Here is a 16,282-nt window from a genome sequence, read left to right on the forward strand (position 1 = left end):
CGGAGAGTGGCGCCAGCTGTCACGCAAATACGTGATCGGCCAGATCGTCGGCTACCTCGTGCTGATGGTGCTGGCGGCCGCGGCCGTCCTCACCCTGTGGCTCATGTTCGAGGCGACCTGGCCCTTCATCCCGGGCGCCATCGTGTTCGCGCTCGCCCTCGTCGCCCTGATCGTCACACCACGTCAGGCGCGGTCGATCGGCTACCAGCTGCGCGAGGACGACCTGGTCTTCCGCCGCGGCATCCTCTGGCAGCGGATGGTGTCCGTCCCGTACGGCCGCCTCCAGCTCGTGGACATCACCCACGGCCCGCTCGATCGGATGCTGGGGATCGCCCAGCTGAAGCTCGTGACCGCCGCGGCATCCACCGGCGTCACGATCCCCGGGCTGCCGCAGGGTGACGCGGAGCAGCTGCGCGACACGCTCATCGAGGTGGCTGAGACCCGACGGACCGGTCTGTGAGCGATCTCGACCCGCAGTCCGCGCCGGCGCCGCAGGCCTCCGCGCCGCCGCCCGCCGCGGTGCACTCCGACATGAGCGACGGCGAGTGGCACCGGATGCATCCGCTGTCGCCGCTCCTGCGCGGCGGACTGACGCTCATCGTCATCATCGGCATCCTGGTGGCGAACCTCCGCGACCGCATCATCGCCTTCTTCCTGCCCGAGAACTTCCGGTGGGACGAGGAGGATCCGGTGGACTTCGTCCTGGAGAACGGCATCGCGATCCAGGCGATCGTCGTCGTCGTGGTCGGGCTCGTCGTCCTCCTGGCGATCTTCTGGACGGCGTGGCGGTTCCACACGTTCCGGATCACGGGCGACGAGGTCGAAGTGCGCAGCGGCGTGCTGTTCCGCACGCACCGGCGGGCGCCGCTGGACCGCGTGCAGGGCGTGAACCTCACCCGCCCGGCGCTCGCGCGCCTCGTCGGGCTCGCGAAGCTCGAGGTCGTCGGCGCCGGCCTCGACGCGAACGTCAAGCTCGAGTACCTGTCGACCCGCAATGCCGAGACGGTGCGCGGTGACATCCTGCGGCTCGCATCGGGACATCGCGCGAAGGATGCCGCGGCACGCCCCGCCGCCGCGAACGGGCGCCTAAGCTCGCGGGTGAGCGCCGGCCTCAGCGAGATCGTCGACGGCGTCGACGACGACGGCACCGAACCCGAATCGATCGTGCGGGTGCCGATGTCGCGCCTCATCCTCGCGGGGCTGCTGTCGGGGTCGACGATCTGGTTCGTGGCGATCGTGATCGCCGTGATCGTCGGGCTCGTGCTGCAGCCCGTCTGGATCATCCCCGCCCTCGGTGCGTCCATCCCGGCCGCGATCGGTTTCGGCACCTACGCGATCCGCCAGTTCATCAAGACCGTCCGGTACTCGATCGCGCCGTCGTCGGCCGGCGTGCGCATCACGTTCGGTCTCCTCACGACGGTCACCGAGACCCTCCCGCCGGGTCGCGTCCACGCCGTGGACGTCCGGCAGCCGCTGCTGTGGCGGTGGGGCGGCTGGTACCGGATCCGCGTCAACAAGCTCTCGGGGCGCTCGGCGAGCGATGCGTCGGCCGCGCAGATGGGCGATGTGCTGCCCATCGGGACGCAGGCCGACGTCGAGCGCGTCCTCCGCCTGCTCCTGCCGTCGATCCCGATCGACGCCGCGCTGCTCGACGCGGGACTGCACGGGCCGCGCGAAGGGGACGGATACCTCACCTCCCCGGCTCGGGCGCGCGTCATCGATCCCCTCACCTGGCGGCGCAACGGCATCCTCGTGCTGCCGCAGGCGGTGCTCATGCGCACGGGACGCCTCTGGCCGAAGCTCACAATCCTGCCGCTCGCGCGGTTGCAGTCTGTGCGCATCTCGCAGGGTCCGCTCGCGCGCCGCTTGGGCCTGGCCGCGCTCACGGGTCACACCGTGATGGGACCCGTCGCGGGGACGATCGAGTCGCTCGATCACGAGCAGGCCTACGCCCAATGGAACGCGATCACGGCCGCTGCGGTGGCCGAGGCATCCGCGGAGGGTGCGTCGTCGACCGAGGAGGCCGGGCGGAACGCGGTGGAGGTGGAGTGGCCGGATGCCGCGCCCGTCGCTCCGTCGCTCACCCCGCCCGCGTCGCCTGAGTCGCCCGCGGTTCCGCCCGCGCCGCCGGCGGAGGAGCGGTGACCCGCGAGGGGCGTCTCGGTGTCGGTGTCATCGGCGCCGGCCGGGTCGGTCCCGTCGTCGCGGCTGCGCTCGCCGGTGCGGGGCACGCCCTGACCGGGATCACCTCGGGTTCCGACGATGATCGTGTCGATGCCATCCTTCCCGACGTGCCGCGAGTCAGCGCCGAGGAGGTCGTCCGGCGCAGTGAACTCGTGGTCCTCGCCGTGCCGCATGACGAGCTGGCGGGGCTGGTGTCCGGCATCGCCGAACTCGGAGCGTGGCAGGTGGGACAGATCGTGATGCACACGGATGCCGCCCACGGCATACAGGTGCTCGCCCCGGCCGCGGCGCGGGGGGCGATCCCCGTCGCCATCCATCCCGCGATCGCCTTCACGGGCACCTCCACGGATCTGCGCGCACTCAAGGACGCGTACGCGGCGGTGACGGCACCGGCCGCCGTCCTCCCGATCGCGCAGGCGCTCGCCGTAGAGATGGGATGCGAGCCGGTCGTGGTCGCCGACGTCGATCGCGCCGCGTACGGCGAGGCGATCTCGACGGCGACGGCCTTCTCGTCGTCGATCGTCCAGCAGGCAGCCGACCTGCTGCGGGATGCCGGCGTCGAGGACCCGTCCCGGTACCTGTCGGCGCTCGTCCACACGACGATCGACCGCGCGCTGAGTGCTGCCGCACCTGCACTCGGCGACGGGCCGCCGCTGCCGTGAGCGACGTGGAGCTCGCCCGGGTCCCCGCGGGCAGCGTCGAACTCCACGACGCGCGTCGCCGTCGGCGCTGGACCGTCGCGCTCGAGCCCTTCGAGATCGGTGTCTACCCCGTCACCCAGGAGCAGCTCTCGGAGGTGATCGGGGTCGCGGCATCCCACCCCCGCCGCCCCGCCGTCGAGGTGAGCTGGCTTCGCGCGGTGCGGTTCTGCAACGCGCTGTCGGAGTGGGAGGGGCTCGATCCCGCCTACGCCGTCGACGGTGAGGAGGTGCGGTGGCACGTCGACAGCGACGGCTTCCGGCTGCCGACCGAGGCGGAGTGGGAGTACGCGTGTCGCGCGGGCTCGACGGGCCCGCACTACGGCCTCCTCGCCGAGGTCGCGTGGACCGCCGGTGACGGCGTGACCTCGCCGCAGCCGGTCGGCGGCAAGCTCCCGAACTTGAACGGCCTGTTCGACACGCTCGGCAACGTCTGGGAGTGGTGCTGGGACTTCCTCGACACCGAGCGCTACGACGACTACCGCGTGTTCCGAGGCGGTGGGTTCGCCGACGACGCCTGGAGCGTCCGCGCCGGTACCCGCCGCGGGGGAGGACCGCGCATGACGCACGACGACGTCGGGTTCCGCGTTGCGCGGGGAGGCTTCGACGCTGAGGATGCCGCGCAGGGGTGGTCGGCCGCATTCGACGCGGAGCGTGCCGCGGGCGGCGACCCCCGCCCGCCCGGCTGGACTGCGCGCCGCTGACCCCGGCGCCGCGGGGTGTTCGCGGATGCGAGGGATCGTGCGCGACACCCCGGGGTGGGATGCCGCAAGGCGGCGTGTCGGGGTGGATCTCTTGCATCCGCTGACGCGCCGCTCGCGGGAACCGCCCGGGAGCCCGTCGATAGACTGAAGGGTCGAATCCCCGAGGAGCCCCCGAACATGACCGACGCGTCCGCGCCCACGCCCGCTGAGACGACCGAAGAGGACGTCATCGAGCAGAAGGCGGTCCGTCTCGCGAAGCGGGAACGGCTGTTGAGCGAACGAGCGGATGCCGCGGGTGGCGCCTACCCCGTGTCCGTGCCCGTCACCGACACGATCTCAGCTCTGCGCGAGCGGTTCGCATCGCTCGAGGCGGGCGATGAGACCGGCGAGACCGCGTCGGTCGCCGGCCGGATCGTGTTCAGCCGCAACACCGGCAAGCTCTGCTTCGCAGCCCTGCAGTCCGGCGACGGAAGCCGCATCCAGGCGATGGTCTCCCTCGCCGAGGTGGGCGACGAGTCGCTGCAGGCGTGGAAGGAGCTCGTCGACCTCGGCGACCACGTCTCGGTCACCGGCCAGGTCATCTCCAGCCGCCGCGGCGAGCTGTCGATCATGGTCACCGACTGGACGATCGCCGCTAAGGCACTGCTGCCGCTCCCGAACCTCCACTCGGAGCTGAGCGAGGAGAGCCGCGTGCGCTCGCGCTTCCTCGACCTGATCGTCCGCGACACCGCGCGCGAGACGGTCGTCGCCCGCGCCAAGGTCAACGCGTCGCTGCGGCGCACGTTCGACGCGCACGGCTTCCTCGAGGTCGAGACGCCGATGCTGCAGGTGCAGCACGGCGGCGCGGCGGCACGCCCGTTCATCACGCACTCGAACGCGTTCGACACCGAGCTGTACCTTCGCATCGCACCGGAGCTCTTCCTCAAGCGCGCCGTCGTCGGCGGCATCGACCGCGTCTACGAGATCAACCGCAACTTCCGCAACGAGGGCGCCGACTCCACGCACAGCCCCGAGTTCGCGATGCTCGAGGCGTACCAGTCCTACAGCGACTACAACGGCATCGCCGATCTGACCCAGGAGCTGATCCAGAACGCCGCGATCGCTGTGGCCGGATCGACCACCGTCACGTGGGCCGACGGCACCGAGTACGACCTCGGCGGTCAGTGGGACCGCATCTCGATGTACGAGTCGCTGTCGGATGCCGCCGGTCGCCGCATCACGCCCGAGACCTCGTTCGAGGAGCTCCAGACCTTCGCGGCCGAGTCGGGTGTCGAGGTCCCCGAGAAGATCGCGACCCACGGCAAGCTCGTCGAGGAGCTCTGGGAGCACTTCGTGAAGGGCGCCCTCGAGCGTCCGACCTTCGTCATGGACTTCCCTCTCGACACGTCGCCGCTCGTGCGCGAGCACCGCAGCATCCCCGGCGTCGTCGAGAAGTGGGACCTGTACGTCCGCGGCTTCGAGCTCGCGACCGGCTACTCCGAGCTCGTCGACCCCGTCATCCAGCGCGAGCGCTTCGTCGAGCAGGCGAAGCTCGCCGCGCGCGGCGACGACGAGGCGATGCGCGTCGACGAGGAGTTCCTCCGCGCACTCGAGCACGGCATGCCGCCCACCGGCGGCATGGGCATGGGCATCGATCGCCTGCTCATGGCGATCACCGGCCTCGGCATCCGCGAGACGATCCTCTTCCCGCTCGTCAAGTGAGAGCGGGCGCGGGCGCACGACGATGCGTCCTCGCCAACGGAAGCGTCGCGGCGATCCGAGCCGACAGCGCGTCGACCTCCGCGGGGCGGAACCGGAGCGCACGGAAGGTGCGCGGCATCCCCGCGTAGAAGCACACGTCGGCGAAGAGCGGATGCCCTGCGAGCCGACTCGTGCCCACGATGTGCACAGCCGCGGCGGACAGCATCGTCTGCCGCTGAACGACATGGCTGACGAGGAGGACGACCCGGTCGGAACCCGCATCGACCCGCAGCCGTGAGCAGAGGACGACCGTGACGGGCCAGAGGACGGCCACGACGACCGCACCGGTCGCGAGCACGAGCAGCGGCGGCCAGCCCTGCCCCGCGGCGACCCCGCCGGCGAGGATGGCGGCAGCGATCAGCCCGGCGAGCACGACGGTTCCCGTGCCAGCGGCGCGCGCGCCCCGGTCGCCCGTGAGCAGTCGCGTCGACGGGTCCCCGTCGAACGCCTCGTGCAGCAGGTGTTCGACGACCCGGCGGGGGAGGGACGGAAGCAGCAGGTTCGTGCCGAGCTGCGCGGCCGAATCCGTCGTCAGAAGCGATAGTCGGACACGTCCGAGCAGCGTCTCCACGATGTTGCGCTGCAGCACGACGCCGATCGTCGTCGCCCGCGAGACGCTCCGGGTGTGGGTGGAGAACAGGCCGTACGAGATCACGATCCGGTCGCCCGGCATCCGTCGCACCTCGAACGAGGCGTACCGCACCACCGTCAGCGCCAGGCCGAGCGTGACGATGCCGATGGTGATCGCCACCGCCCAGACGACGGGGGGGAGCGGCAACCATCGCGCGAGCGCCGCGTCGGCGCCGAACAGCTCCAGCGTCTCGGACACCCCCAGCGCCGCGCCGCCGCCGATGAGGGCGAACTGGCCGTAGACGACGCTCGCGAGCAGCAGGTGCGCCAGCCGCACCCGGTAGAGCAGGATGCCGGGAGTCGGGAGCGTCTGCGCGGCAGGCTGCTCGGTGGTCCCGTCATCCTCGGCCGTCCCGAGCGTATGCCCGGCGCGCGCCGTCACCTCGCGATGGAGGTCTTCGTCGACCGCCCACAGGTGGACCTTGGTCCGCTCGTCGCCGGCTTGGGACAGGGTGACGACGCGCAGGTCCCACCGGGCGAAGGCCCAGGACTGCCTGCTGTCGACCGTTCCGACGTCGGCCCAGGCGAGGGACTGCTGGCGTCGCGTGAACGCACCGGTCGTCACCACCAGGTGCTCCGGGGTGAGCGCCACCCGCGTGAAGGTCCACCGCCAGACCGGTTCGCACACGAGAACGGCGATCAGGGGGCCGAGCGCCAGCCACGCCCAGGCGCCCGGCCACACGGCGGGTCCGAAGAGATAGACGGCGCCGGCGATGAGACTGCCGACGAGTTTGGGAGAGGACTCCAGGTAGGACGCCGGCAGGTAGCGCAGCGGAAGACGCCGGGGGACCGCGTCTGCCGGGACGGTCACCGCGCCGGCTCCGCCTGCGCGCGCAGCACGGTCGCGCGGATGCGCTCGGCCGCGAGCGGCTCGAGTGGGCCGAGGCCCTCGACCTCGGAGATGCAGGTGAACCGCACGCTCACGGCGTCGAACGCGCGCAGCAGCGGCCCCTGCACGACCTCGACGTTCAGGATCTGGGCCGTCGCGATGACCGTGGTCCGCCGCCAGAGCCAGCCGCGCGTGATGTAGACGTAGTCGGGCGTCACGGTGTAGCTCGTGTTCTCGACCTGCTTGCGATTGAGCCAGGGCAGTTCGATCAGCAGGGAGACGACGGCGAGGAAGCCGACGACCACCCAGAGGGCCGTGCGCCACGCGGCGTCCGGGAGGAAGGCGACGGCGACGGCGAGCACCGTCGTGACGAGGACCGTGGTCGCACCCTCGCGCACGTTGAGGTAGGTCAGTGCGCGGGGTGCCAGCGCCAGTTCGCCGGGGGTGCCGTGCGCCGGCGGGTATCCCGAGGGTGGGGTGCTCGTGTGCACGGTCATGGTCCCGATACTCCCGCACCGATTGCCCCGGCGGACATCCGTCCTGTGTGGATTCTCGGGAGATCGAAACCTCGGCGCGCGTAAACTGGTCGCGCTTCATCTCGATCCGATTCGAAGCACCCCTGGCTGGCGTCTTGACCGAGACGCCAGCCAGACCCCTTTTCGGAGGGGGCGCCGGTCATTGCACGTCGGCCCGCTGATTGCGGGCGAATCCGATGGCGAGCGGGACGACCAGCCACAGCAGTCCGGCGGTCAGCGCCGGACCGATCCCGCCCGTCCCGCTGCCGGCGTCGGTGATGGCCGTCAGCCGGAACCACGATCCGATGCCGTGCGGGATGAGCATGAGCAGCGGGTCGATCACGAATCCCTGCACGAGCGAGAACACGATGGCGATCGCGACGCGCTGCGTCGCCGCGCCGTACGCGACGCCCGACACGGTGCCGACGGCGGCGCTCCAGAGCAAGACCGCGATGCTCTCGGCATCCGCGTTCCACACGATGGTCGCGCTGGCGGCGAAGGCCAGGCCCGCGGTGAACACGACGGCCAGGACGGCGGCGACGGCGACGAGGACGGTGCACACGACGACCGCGGTCAGCACCTTGGCGAGGAAGACGATGTGTCGGCGGGGCTCGAGGGCGAACGTCGTCAGCACGTCTCGCGACTGCCAGTCGGCGGCCATGATGAAGATCGCCAGGATGGGGACGAACACGGTGACGGCCGCCCCCATGCCGAGGAGAGCGCCGGAGATGCTCACCGATTCGGCGTCGACGAGCAGCGCGATCACGGCGACACCGACGCCGACGACGACCCAGAGCGCCGCGGTGAGGCCCAACGCCCAGCGCGTCCCCCGTGTCGTCCGGACGTTCCGCAGTTCGGCCCGCAGGCTGCGGCCGAAGCGGCCGGACGTCTGCGGGAGATTGTCAGCGAGGATCAAAGACGTCACCTTCCACTCGGTACTGGCCGCGCGTCAGTCGACGGTAGAGGTCGCTGATCGACTCCCGGTCCTCGGCGAGTTCGTCGAGCACGATGCTGTCGGCGATGCAGATCTCGCTGAGGGAGCGGGGGTCGATGCCCACCGAGAAGCGCCCGTCCTCGGGACGCACGCTGAACGGGATGCCGCGGGTGGTGAGCGCGCGCCGGAGCAGGTCGGGGTCCACGGCGATCGCCGTCGCGTTCTTCTCGGCGGTGAGGTCGCCGACCTCGCCGGAGTAGCGGATGGCGCCTTCGCTGAGGACGACGATGCGATCTGCGAAGGTCTGCAGCTCCTGCAGGAGATGCGTCGAGACGAGGACGCAGCCGCCCGTCGTATGCGCGTGATGGACCAGAGTCGATCGCAGCCAGTCGCCGGTCTCGATGTCGAGACCGTTCATGGGCTCGTCGAGGATGAGATGTCGAGGCCGACCGACGAGCGCGACGGCGAGGGCGACCCGCTGCTTCATCCCGAGGGAGAGCGCGCCGAAGCGTCGACGTGCGGCAGAGGCCAGGCCGAGCGTGGCGATGAGTTCGCCGACCCGCTCGCGCGGTGAGCCGGTCAGGATGGCGGCCGTCGCGAGGGTGTCCTCGACGCTGCGCCCGGGGTGGTGGGCACCCGGGTCGAGAAGCGCTCCGACGGTGCGGCCGGGTTGTGCGAGGTCGCGGAAGAGGATGCCGTCGAACGTGGTCGATCCTGCGTCGGCGATCGTCAATCCGAGCATGGCGCGCATCGCGGTGGACTTGCCGGAGCCGTTCGGGCCCAGCAGGCCGGTGACGGTCCCGAAGGGGATGTCGAAGGAGACGTCGTCGAGGACACGCTTCGCGCCGTACGCCTTCGAGACGCCACTCACGCGGATGCCGGTGTCGGGATGCTGCGGCACGGGTCTTCTCTCCTTCGATGTCGGAGGGGGCGGTGTCCCGATGGGACGGCACGCACGTGGTGCCGTCCCATCAGGGCATCTCTCAGCCGATGCCGAGAATTCGCAGGATGTAGTCGACGATCGTCGCGAACGAGATGCCCGCGTTGATCCACTCGAGCACGCGACGCCAGTTGTTGCGTGCCCACGCGGTGATGCGACCGACCTGGCCGGCGACGGCACGGCCCCAGCGGCCGATGTTCGCGATGACCCACGCGATGAACCTCAGAACTGCCCCCATGATGTTTCCTCTCGATCCGTTGATTGTTGTCAGTGACGCTGCGTTCGTGACCGCGATCGCAGCGCCGGGAGTGACGCTACCCAGGCCTCGTGCCACTGTTCTTGAGTCGAAAGGCCCCAAGGGCGGCGCGGGGGACGCAATCGGCATCCGCCTTTAGACGCAACTGATCCACGGCGTGTGCCGTCCCCGGACGGAAAGCGCTCGGGCGGCGTATCAGGCCGCGCGGACCGCAGCTAGGCTCCGAGGCGTTCCCACCCACATCGACGCGCGGCAGAGACTCGGATCCCGTTCGTCCGCGACCTAAGGAAACCCATGGCTGACAAGAAGCGGACCGCCGCCGACGGTGCGGCATTCGCCGCCCTGTTCATCGTCGCGCTGGCGGTCAACATCTGCCTGGCGGTCTTCACCGACGTCGAGGTGATCCTGCGGTGGGGGATCACCGCCGTGGCCGGCATCGTCGCGGCCGCGACGGCCTACGCGATCGTGTCGCGTCGGAGTCGTTCGCGCAGCTAGGAGCTGCCCCGCGTTCAGGGGAGTCTGATGACGCCGGTGGTCGCCGCGTAGAGAAGGACCTGCACCCGGTCGCGCACGCCCCACTTCGTCATGATCCGGCGCAGATGGGATTTGACGGTCGCTTCGGACAAGAAGAGGTCGCGTCCGATCTCGGCGTTCGACATCCCCTTCGCGAGCAGCTCGAGGACGTCGAGCTCTCGGCGTGAGACCTGTTCTGCAGGAGTCAGGGTGACCGTGGGTTGCCCCGCGGCCGGCGTGCCGATCCGGCGGACGAGGTCGCGTCCCGCGACCGACGACAAGACGAACCCGCCATGGTGCGCGCTGCGGATGGCGGCCGTGATGTGCTCCGGCTCGGAGTCCTTCACGAGGAAGCCGACGGCGCCGACCCGGAGAGCGCTCGCCACGGTCTCGTCGGACCCGTAGGTCGTGATCGCGATGGTCCGCGCCGACGGGAGGTCGACGGCCAGTTGCTCGATCGCGCGGATACCGTCCCCTCCCGGCATCCGGATGTCCATCAGGATCACGTCGGGCTTCAGCTCGAGGCTCAGGCGGACCGCGCTCGGACCGTCGCTCGCCTCTCCCACGACCGTCATCCCCGGTTCTGCGTTCAGGAAGACCTGGAGCGCCCGCCGAACGAGAGCTTCATCGTCGGCGATGAGAACTCGGATGGGGTCCATGCGATCAGCATAGGCGGGGGTTTTGCGTCTTGCGGTCACGCGATTGCGTCTTGAGGACGAGCGCAATCGGCGGCTCCACCCGTCAGGATGAGCCCAGGGCGTGCCGGGAGATCGTTCCGGCACGAAATCGAGATGGGGAGAGAAAGAATGTACCGATGGATCCCGTTCGCGAATCAGCCGGCGTACCTGTGGACGCATCTGTGCCGGGTGCTCGGCATCTGCCGATAGCCGGCCTGCGCGGCGCGGGCAGAGCAGCCCGCGCCGCGCACCGCGAGCTCTGGGAGTACGTCCTCCCCCCGACCATCGCCCGCATCACCATCGTGCTGCTCCCCCTTCTGGCGGGGGTCGAGGCGGTCTGGGCGCACCTGACATCCGGAGGTCCCTTCTCCTGGATCGCCGTGACCGCCCCCCTGCTGACCAATAGTGCGATCATCGCGATGGCCTGGCGACCCGCGTGGGGAGCCGGTGTGCTCGTGCTCGCCGGATTCGTCGCCGTCGCGGCGGGGCAGAGCGGCGAATATCTCACCGCGGTCGCGATGAGCGTCGGGGTGGTCTTCTTCTGTTGCAGTGCGACACTGTCGACGGCGTACGGGATCTCCGCCGTCGCGTGGGTCGCGGCGATCGCCACCATGCCGCCCGGCCTCGAGGTCGGCGGCGTCGTCGCCGTGTTCGTCATCGGGTTGCTGTCGGCCACAGTAGGGCGTGGTTTGCGCAAGGTCATGCGCCGCAACGTCGTGCTCGCCTCCCAGGTCGATGCCCACGAGGCCCAGCTCGACGCGGCCCTGCTGGCGGAGCGCACCCGCATCGCCGATGAACTCCACGACGTCATCGCGCACGAGATCTCCATCACCGTCATGCATGCTCGCGTCCTGGAACGCACGGACGACCCCGAGACGCGGGCGGGTTCGCAGCGCGCGATCGTCTCGGCGTCTGCTCAGGCGTTGACCGACACCCGCCGCGTGCTGCAACTGATCCATGGCCGTACCGGCGGCGACGGTGTCACGGATGCCGGCGCCCCCGGAATCCGTCGGGAGATCGACTCCCTCGCCAAGAAGCTCCGCGACCTCGGCCATGAGGTGCGCACGGAGGTCACCGGCGACTCTGCGCTCGCCGGCATCATCGACACGACGCTCACCCGCGCCGCACGCGAGGCCGTCACGAACATCGTGAAGCACGGTGCGCCGGCCATGGTGATCGATCTGTCCCTGGTGCTCACCCCGCACACCGTCGTCCTGTCCGTCGTCAACGATCCTCACCGCGCCGCGTCCGACCCGCGCCCCGGCCCTGCCTTCGGACTCGCGCGGCTTCGCGAGCGCGTGGAGGTGCTGAGCGGGACGTTCGCCGCGGGCCCGGATGACGGCCGGTGGCGCGTCCGGGTGGAGTTGCCGACGCGCTGAATCCGGCGTCGCGTGCGGCGGCGTGAATGTCAAGGTCTTGCTTTTTCGGCGCCTGAACCGGTTTAGTAGATCAGGTTCGCCACGAAGGAGTGACCGATGCCCCCTGAGACCCGTCCCACGATCGCGGATGTCGCGCGGGCCGCGGGCGTCAGCAAGGGACTCGTCTCGTTCGCTCTCAACGGCCGCCCCGGCGTCGCCGCCGAGACGCGGCAGCGCATCATGGACACCGCCGCGGAACTCGGATGGACGCCGAGTCTGAGCGCCCGGTCACTCAGCGTCGGCCGCGCATTCGCGTGCGGACTGGTCATCGGCCGCAGCCCCGACGTCATCGCCGCCGACCCCTTCTTCCCGTCCTTCATCGCCGGGCTCGAGGACGAGTTCTCCGTCACGGGGCAGGCGCTCGTCCTCGCCGTCGCGAACCCGGGTCGTCAGGAGGCCGACACCTACCGGGCGCTCGCCTCAGACCGCCGAGTGGACGGCGTCATCCTCACCGACATCCGCGTCGCAGATCCGCGCATCGCCCTCCTGGCAGGGCTCTCCATCCCCGCCGTCACCCTCGGTGTCCCCGACGTCGACTCGCCCTTCGCCTCGGTCTCGTCGGACGACGGTGCCGGCATCCGTCTCGCCGTCGAGCATCTCGCCGGGCTCGGGCACCGCCGCGTCGCCCACGTCGCGGGACCCTCGGGAATGCTCCACGCTCAGCACCGCCGCGATGCGTTCCTCGATGCCGCGGATGCCGCGGGCCTCGACGTCGCCGTCGTGGAGACCGACTTCAGCGCTGCCGACGGTGCGCGGGCCACGGCATCCCTTCTGGACGAGGCGACCCCGCCGACAGCGATGATCTACGCGAACGACAGTATGGCCGTCGCCGGCATGGGTGTCGCCCACCGGCGCGGGCTGCGCGTGCCGGACGACCTCTCGATCACCGGATTCGATGACACCGAGATCGGCCGCTGGGTGCATCCCGCTCTCACGAGCGTCGCCACCGACGCCCGCGGGTGGGGCGTCACGGCAGCGCGGACCCTGCTTGCCGCGATCGCCGGAGACCCGCCCGCGCACATCGACCTGCCCGATCCCACCCTCGCCGTCCGGGGTTCGACGGCACCTCCACGGCCGCGCGGCGCGCGTCCGACGACAGCAAGAGAGTACGAGTAACCGAACGAAGGAGTAGGACATGCAACGACGCATCCTCATCACGGCAGCCGGCGCAGCCGGTGTGCTCGCCCTCACCGCGTGCGGCGGCGGCGGCGGAGGTGGCGGCGGCGACCTCGAGAGCCGCGGCGACATCACCATCTGGTACTCCAACAACGAGGCCGAGATCGGCTGGGGAAAGAAGATGGTCCAGGCGTGGAACGCGGATCACCCCGACGAGCAGGTCAAGGCCCAGGAGATCCCCGCCGGAGCCTCGAGCGAAGAGGTCATCGGCGCCGCGATCACGGCGGGCAATGCTCCCTGTCTCGTCTTCAACACCTCGCCGGCGGCGGTGCCCGGCTTCCAGCGCCAGGGCGGCCTCGTCGACTTGTCGACCTTCGAGGACGGCGACGACTACATCACGGCCAGGAGCGGCGACCTCGCCGACCAGTACCGCTCCGACGACGGCGACTTCTACCAGCTGCCGTGGAAGTCGAATCCCGTGATGATCTTCTACAACAAGGCGCTCTTCGAGAAGGCCGGGCTCGATCCCGAGAACCCGAAGCTGTCCACCTACGACGAGTTCCTCGAGACCGCCCGGACACTCAAGGACAAGGGCGTGTCCGAGTATGCGATCAACCCCGCTCCCACGAGCGAGTTCTTCCAGTCCTGGTTCGACTTCTACCCGCTATACGCGGCGCAGACCGGCGGTACGCAGTTGCTCGAGGACGGGAAGGCCACGTTCGACGACGACAACGGTAAGGCCGTCGCCGACTTCTGGCGCACCCTCTACGAGGAGCAACTGGCCGGCAATGAGCAGTACCAGGGCGACGCCTTCGCCGACGGGTACGCCGCCATGGCGATCGTCGGTCCCTGGGCGATCAGCGTGTACGGCGACTCCATCGACTGGGGCGCCGTCCCCGTTCCGACGCAGAGCGGGACCGCGGCCGGTGACACCTGGACGTTCAGCGATGCGAAGAACGTCGGCATGTTCACCGCGTGCAAGAGCAAGGGCACGGCGTGGGATGTGCTCAAGTTCGCCACGAGCGAGGAGCAGGACGGCGCTTGGCTCGAGGCGACCGGCCAGATGCCGCTGCGTCAGGACCTGACGGGCACGTACCCGGACTACTTCGCCGACAACCCCGCCTACGAGCAGTTCGGCGACCAGGCCGCACGCACGGTCGAGGTCCCGAACGTCATCGGGTCGGTGGAGATCTGGCAGGCCTTCCGCGACGGCTACTCGAAGTCGGTCATCTTCGGCGAGACGCCGGTCGATCAGTTCCTCTCCGACACGGCGGCAGAGGTCGACAAGCTGGCGGCGGGCTGACATGACCGCCGTCGTCCCGGGTCGCGCCGGGTCCGATCCCGGCGCGACCCGCGGTGCCACCCCCGAGAAGGACGGGAAGGATGCCGCGCCTCGCCGCGGCATCCTCCACCGCCTCCTCGGCGCGCAACCGCACGGTCTGCTCTTCTCAGCGCCGTACATCGTCTTCGTCCTGGTGGTCTTCGCCTACCCGGTGGTGTTCGCCGTCTGGATGTCGTTCCAGGACTACTTCTTCGCCGCCCCCGGCGCCGTGGTCGACCGGCCGTTCGTCGGCTTCGACAACTACGTCACGGCGCTCAGCGACCCCGAGGTCTGGCGCTCGTTCGGCAACGTCGGCATCTTCCTGATCATCAACGTGCCGCTCACGGTCGTGCTGTCGATCCTGCTGGCCACGGCCCTCGACCGCGTCACGAAGGCGCGGACCTTCTTCCGGGTGAGCTACTACGTGCCCTACGTCACGGCATCCGTCGCCGTCGTCGCGGTGTGGCTGTTCCTCTTCGCCCGCGGCGGCCTCGTCAACAACGTGCTCGGTCCGCTCGCCCCTGAGCCGTCGTGGCTCGTGAACTCGGCGCTCGCGATGCCGACCATCGCGTTCTTCGTCACCTGGAAGGGATTGGGGTTCTACATCCTGCTCTACCTCGCGGCGCTGCAGAACGTGCCCCGCGAGCTGTACGAGTCGGTGTCGATGGACGGCGGCGGGCGGCTGCGGCAGTTCTTCGCGGTGACCGTGCCCAGCGTGCGGCCGGCGACGCTGCTCGTCGTCCTGCTCGCCACGATCACGGGCGCGAACCTCTTCACCGAGCCGTACCTCCTGACCGGCGGCGGCGGACCGAACGGCGCCTCGACCTCGCCGGTGCTGCTCATGTACCAGCGCGGCATCGAGCAGCAGAACCCGGATGTCGCCGCGGCGATCGGCGTCGTGCTCATCGTGTTCGTCCTGGTCATCGCTGCCGTGCAGCGCAAGCTCGTGGGAGGTGAGGAGCGATGAAACGCGCACTCGGTTCGAAGATCGCGATGTACACGGCGCTGTCGATCGGTGCGCTGGCGTTCCTGTTCCCGTTCTTCTACATGATCGTCGGATCGCTGCAGACGAACGTCGATCCGTCGCCGGCGGGGGCGTTCCCGAACCCGTCGAATCTGACGCTCGACAACTACGCAGCCATCAACGGGCGCATCGACCTGCTGCAGGGGCTCGCCAACTCGGGCATCTTCACCGGCGGGGTGATCCTCGGCACGGTCGTCTTCGGTGTCCTAGCCGGATACGCCCTGGCGATCCTCCGCTGGCGGGGGCGGGGCGCGACGTTCGCCCTGGCCCTCCTCATGCAGGTCGTGCCGTTCCAGCTGCTCATGATCCCGCTCTACGTCATGATCGCCCGGGACTACGGCCTGGCCGACAGCTACCTCGGCATGATCCTGCCGTTCTTCATCAACTCGACGGCGGTGGTCATCTTCCGGCAGTACTTCCTGCAGCTGCCGAAGGAACTGTTCGACGCGGCTCGCATCGACGCGGCTCGAACGAGTTCCGGCTGCTGTGGAGCGTGGCGCTGCCCCTCGTCCGTCCGGCCCTGCTGACGGTCGTGCTGCTGACGTTCATCGGCCCGTGGAACGAGTTCCTGTGGCCGTTCCTCATCACGAAGGATGCCGAGATGCAGCCGCTCGCGGTGTCTCTCGCGAACTTCATCTCGAACATCGCGGCATCCACTGCGAACCCGTTCGGGGCGATGATGGCCGGCGCCGTCGTGCTGGCCGCCCCCGCCGTGGCGCTGTTCCTCGTGTTCCAGCGCTACTTCACGTCCAACGACCTCGGATCCGGAGTGAAAGGTTGACC

The 16,282-nt window shown here is 69.8% G+C and carries 16 protein-coding genes and 1 pseudogene; 11 read left to right on the forward strand and 6 right to left on the reverse strand.

The annotated features are described in order from the left end of the window. Positions 1-31: 31 nt before the first annotated feature. From QE428_RS06430 to lysS, 5 genes are all read left to right on the forward strand, one after another. Positions 32-460, forward strand: a complete 429-nt coding sequence (locus QE428_RS06430) for a PH domain-containing protein (protein WP_307467142.1) — start codon at positions 32-34, stop codon at positions 458-460. Next, on the forward strand, positions 457-2,145 hold the full coding sequence (locus QE428_RS06435) for a PH domain-containing protein (protein ID WP_307467145.1): 1,689 nt from the start codon (positions 457-459) through the stop codon (positions 2,143-2,145). Before QE428_RS06430 ends, QE428_RS06435 begins: the two co-directional genes overlap by 4 nt. Next, the gene (locus QE428_RS06440; RefSeq protein ID WP_307467147.1) at positions 2,142-2,846 is read left to right on the forward strand and encodes a DUF2520 domain-containing protein; all 705 of its coding nucleotides are present in this window, start codon (positions 2,142-2,144) and stop codon (positions 2,844-2,846) included. The genes QE428_RS06435 and QE428_RS06440 overlap by 4 nt, the downstream gene beginning before the upstream one ends. After that, entirely contained in the window at positions 2,843-3,586 is a 744-nt protein-coding gene (locus QE428_RS06445; RefSeq protein WP_133398775.1) for a formylglycine-generating enzyme family protein, read from the forward strand. The genes QE428_RS06440 and QE428_RS06445 overlap by 4 nt, the downstream gene beginning before the upstream one ends. Positions 3,587-3,763: 177 nt before the next feature. Then, positions 3,764-5,287 (forward strand): lysine--tRNA ligase, encoded by a 1,524-nt coding sequence (gene lysS, locus QE428_RS06450; protein WP_307467150.1) that lies wholly within the window; start codon positions 3,764-3,766, stop codon positions 5,285-5,287. Here lysS and QE428_RS06455 read toward each other — a convergent pair. The 5 genes from QE428_RS06455 to QE428_RS06475 form a co-directional block, all read right to left on the reverse strand. Further along, complete coding sequence (locus QE428_RS06455) at positions 5,280-6,767, reverse strand: PH domain-containing protein (protein ID WP_307467153.1); 1,488 nt, start codon at positions 6,765-6,767, stop codon at positions 5,280-5,282. The genes lysS and QE428_RS06455 overlap by 8 nt on opposite strands. After that, positions 6,764-7,282 carry a PH domain-containing protein gene (locus QE428_RS06460; RefSeq protein ID WP_307467156.1) on the reverse strand — a complete coding sequence of 173 codons (519 nt, stop codon included), beginning with the start codon at positions 7,280-7,282 and terminating at the stop codon, positions 6,764-6,766. Before QE428_RS06460 ends, QE428_RS06455 begins: the two co-directional genes overlap by 4 nt. A gap of 178 nt (positions 7,283-7,460) precedes the next feature. Then, positions 7,461-8,225, reverse strand: coding sequence for an ABC transporter permease (locus QE428_RS06465; RefSeq protein ID WP_307467159.1), 765 nt, complete (start codon positions 8,223-8,225; stop codon positions 7,461-7,463). Beyond that, the gene (locus QE428_RS06470) at positions 8,203-9,135 is read right to left on the reverse strand and encodes an ATP-binding cassette domain-containing protein (RefSeq protein ID WP_307467161.1); all 933 of its coding nucleotides are present in this window, start codon (positions 9,133-9,135) and stop codon (positions 8,203-8,205) included. The genes QE428_RS06465 and QE428_RS06470 overlap by 23 nt, the downstream gene beginning before the upstream one ends. Before the next feature lie 82 nt (positions 9,136-9,217). Beyond that, on the reverse strand, positions 9,218-9,412 hold the full coding sequence (locus tag QE428_RS06475; RefSeq protein WP_018185747.1) for an aureocin A53 family class IId bacteriocin: 195 nt from the start codon (positions 9,410-9,412) through the stop codon (positions 9,218-9,220). Positions 9,413-9,724: 312 nt separating this feature from the next. Here QE428_RS06475 and QE428_RS06480 point away from each other — a divergent pair, with 312 nt between their 5' ends. Next, positions 9,725-9,925: a hypothetical protein gene (locus QE428_RS06480; protein WP_091358764.1), complete on the forward strand. Its 201-nt coding sequence runs from the start codon at positions 9,725-9,727 to the stop codon at positions 9,923-9,925. Between the two features lie 14 nt (positions 9,926-9,939). Here QE428_RS06480 and QE428_RS06485 read toward each other — a convergent pair whose 3' ends face one another. Beyond that, positions 9,940-10,602 (reverse strand): response regulator transcription factor, encoded by a 663-nt coding sequence (locus QE428_RS06485; RefSeq protein WP_091358766.1) that lies wholly within the window; start codon positions 10,600-10,602, stop codon positions 9,940-9,942. A 155-nt stretch (positions 10,603-10,757) separates the two neighbouring features. Between QE428_RS06485 and QE428_RS06490 the strand changes: the two genes are divergently transcribed. The 5 genes and pseudogenes from QE428_RS06490 (at position 10,758) to QE428_RS06510 (ending at position 16,280) form a co-directional block, all read left to right on the forward strand. After that, complete coding sequence (locus QE428_RS06490) at positions 10,758-11,999, forward strand: sensor histidine kinase (protein ID WP_307467166.1); 1,242 nt, start codon at positions 10,758-10,760, stop codon at positions 11,997-11,999. 96 nt (positions 12,000-12,095) lie between these two features. Next, positions 12,096-13,154, forward strand: a complete 1,059-nt coding sequence (locus QE428_RS06495; RefSeq protein WP_307467169.1) for a LacI family DNA-binding transcriptional regulator — start codon at positions 12,096-12,098, stop codon at positions 13,152-13,154. A gap of 19 nt (positions 13,155-13,173) precedes the next feature. Further along, positions 13,174-14,457, forward strand: a complete 1,284-nt coding sequence (locus tag QE428_RS06500; protein ID WP_307467172.1) for an extracellular solute-binding protein — start codon at positions 13,174-13,176, stop codon at positions 14,455-14,457. A 1-nt stretch (position 14,458) separates the two neighbouring features. Further along, positions 14,459-15,442: a carbohydrate ABC transporter permease gene (locus tag QE428_RS06505; RefSeq protein WP_091358776.1), complete on the forward strand. Its 984-nt coding sequence runs from the start codon at positions 14,459-14,461 to the stop codon at positions 15,440-15,442. Continuing rightward, a pseudogene (locus QE428_RS06510) lies at positions 15,439-16,280 on the forward strand (carbohydrate ABC transporter permease). The gene QE428_RS06505 and the pseudogene QE428_RS06510 overlap by 4 nt, the downstream one beginning before the upstream one ends. The last annotated feature ends 2 nt before the right edge of the window (positions 16,281-16,282 follow it).

Origin of the sequence: Microbacterium sp. SORGH_AS_0505 (genome assembly GCF_030818715.1) — a bacterium.
Taxonomy (GTDB): Bacteria; Actinomycetota; Actinomycetes; order Actinomycetales; family Microbacteriaceae; genus Microbacterium.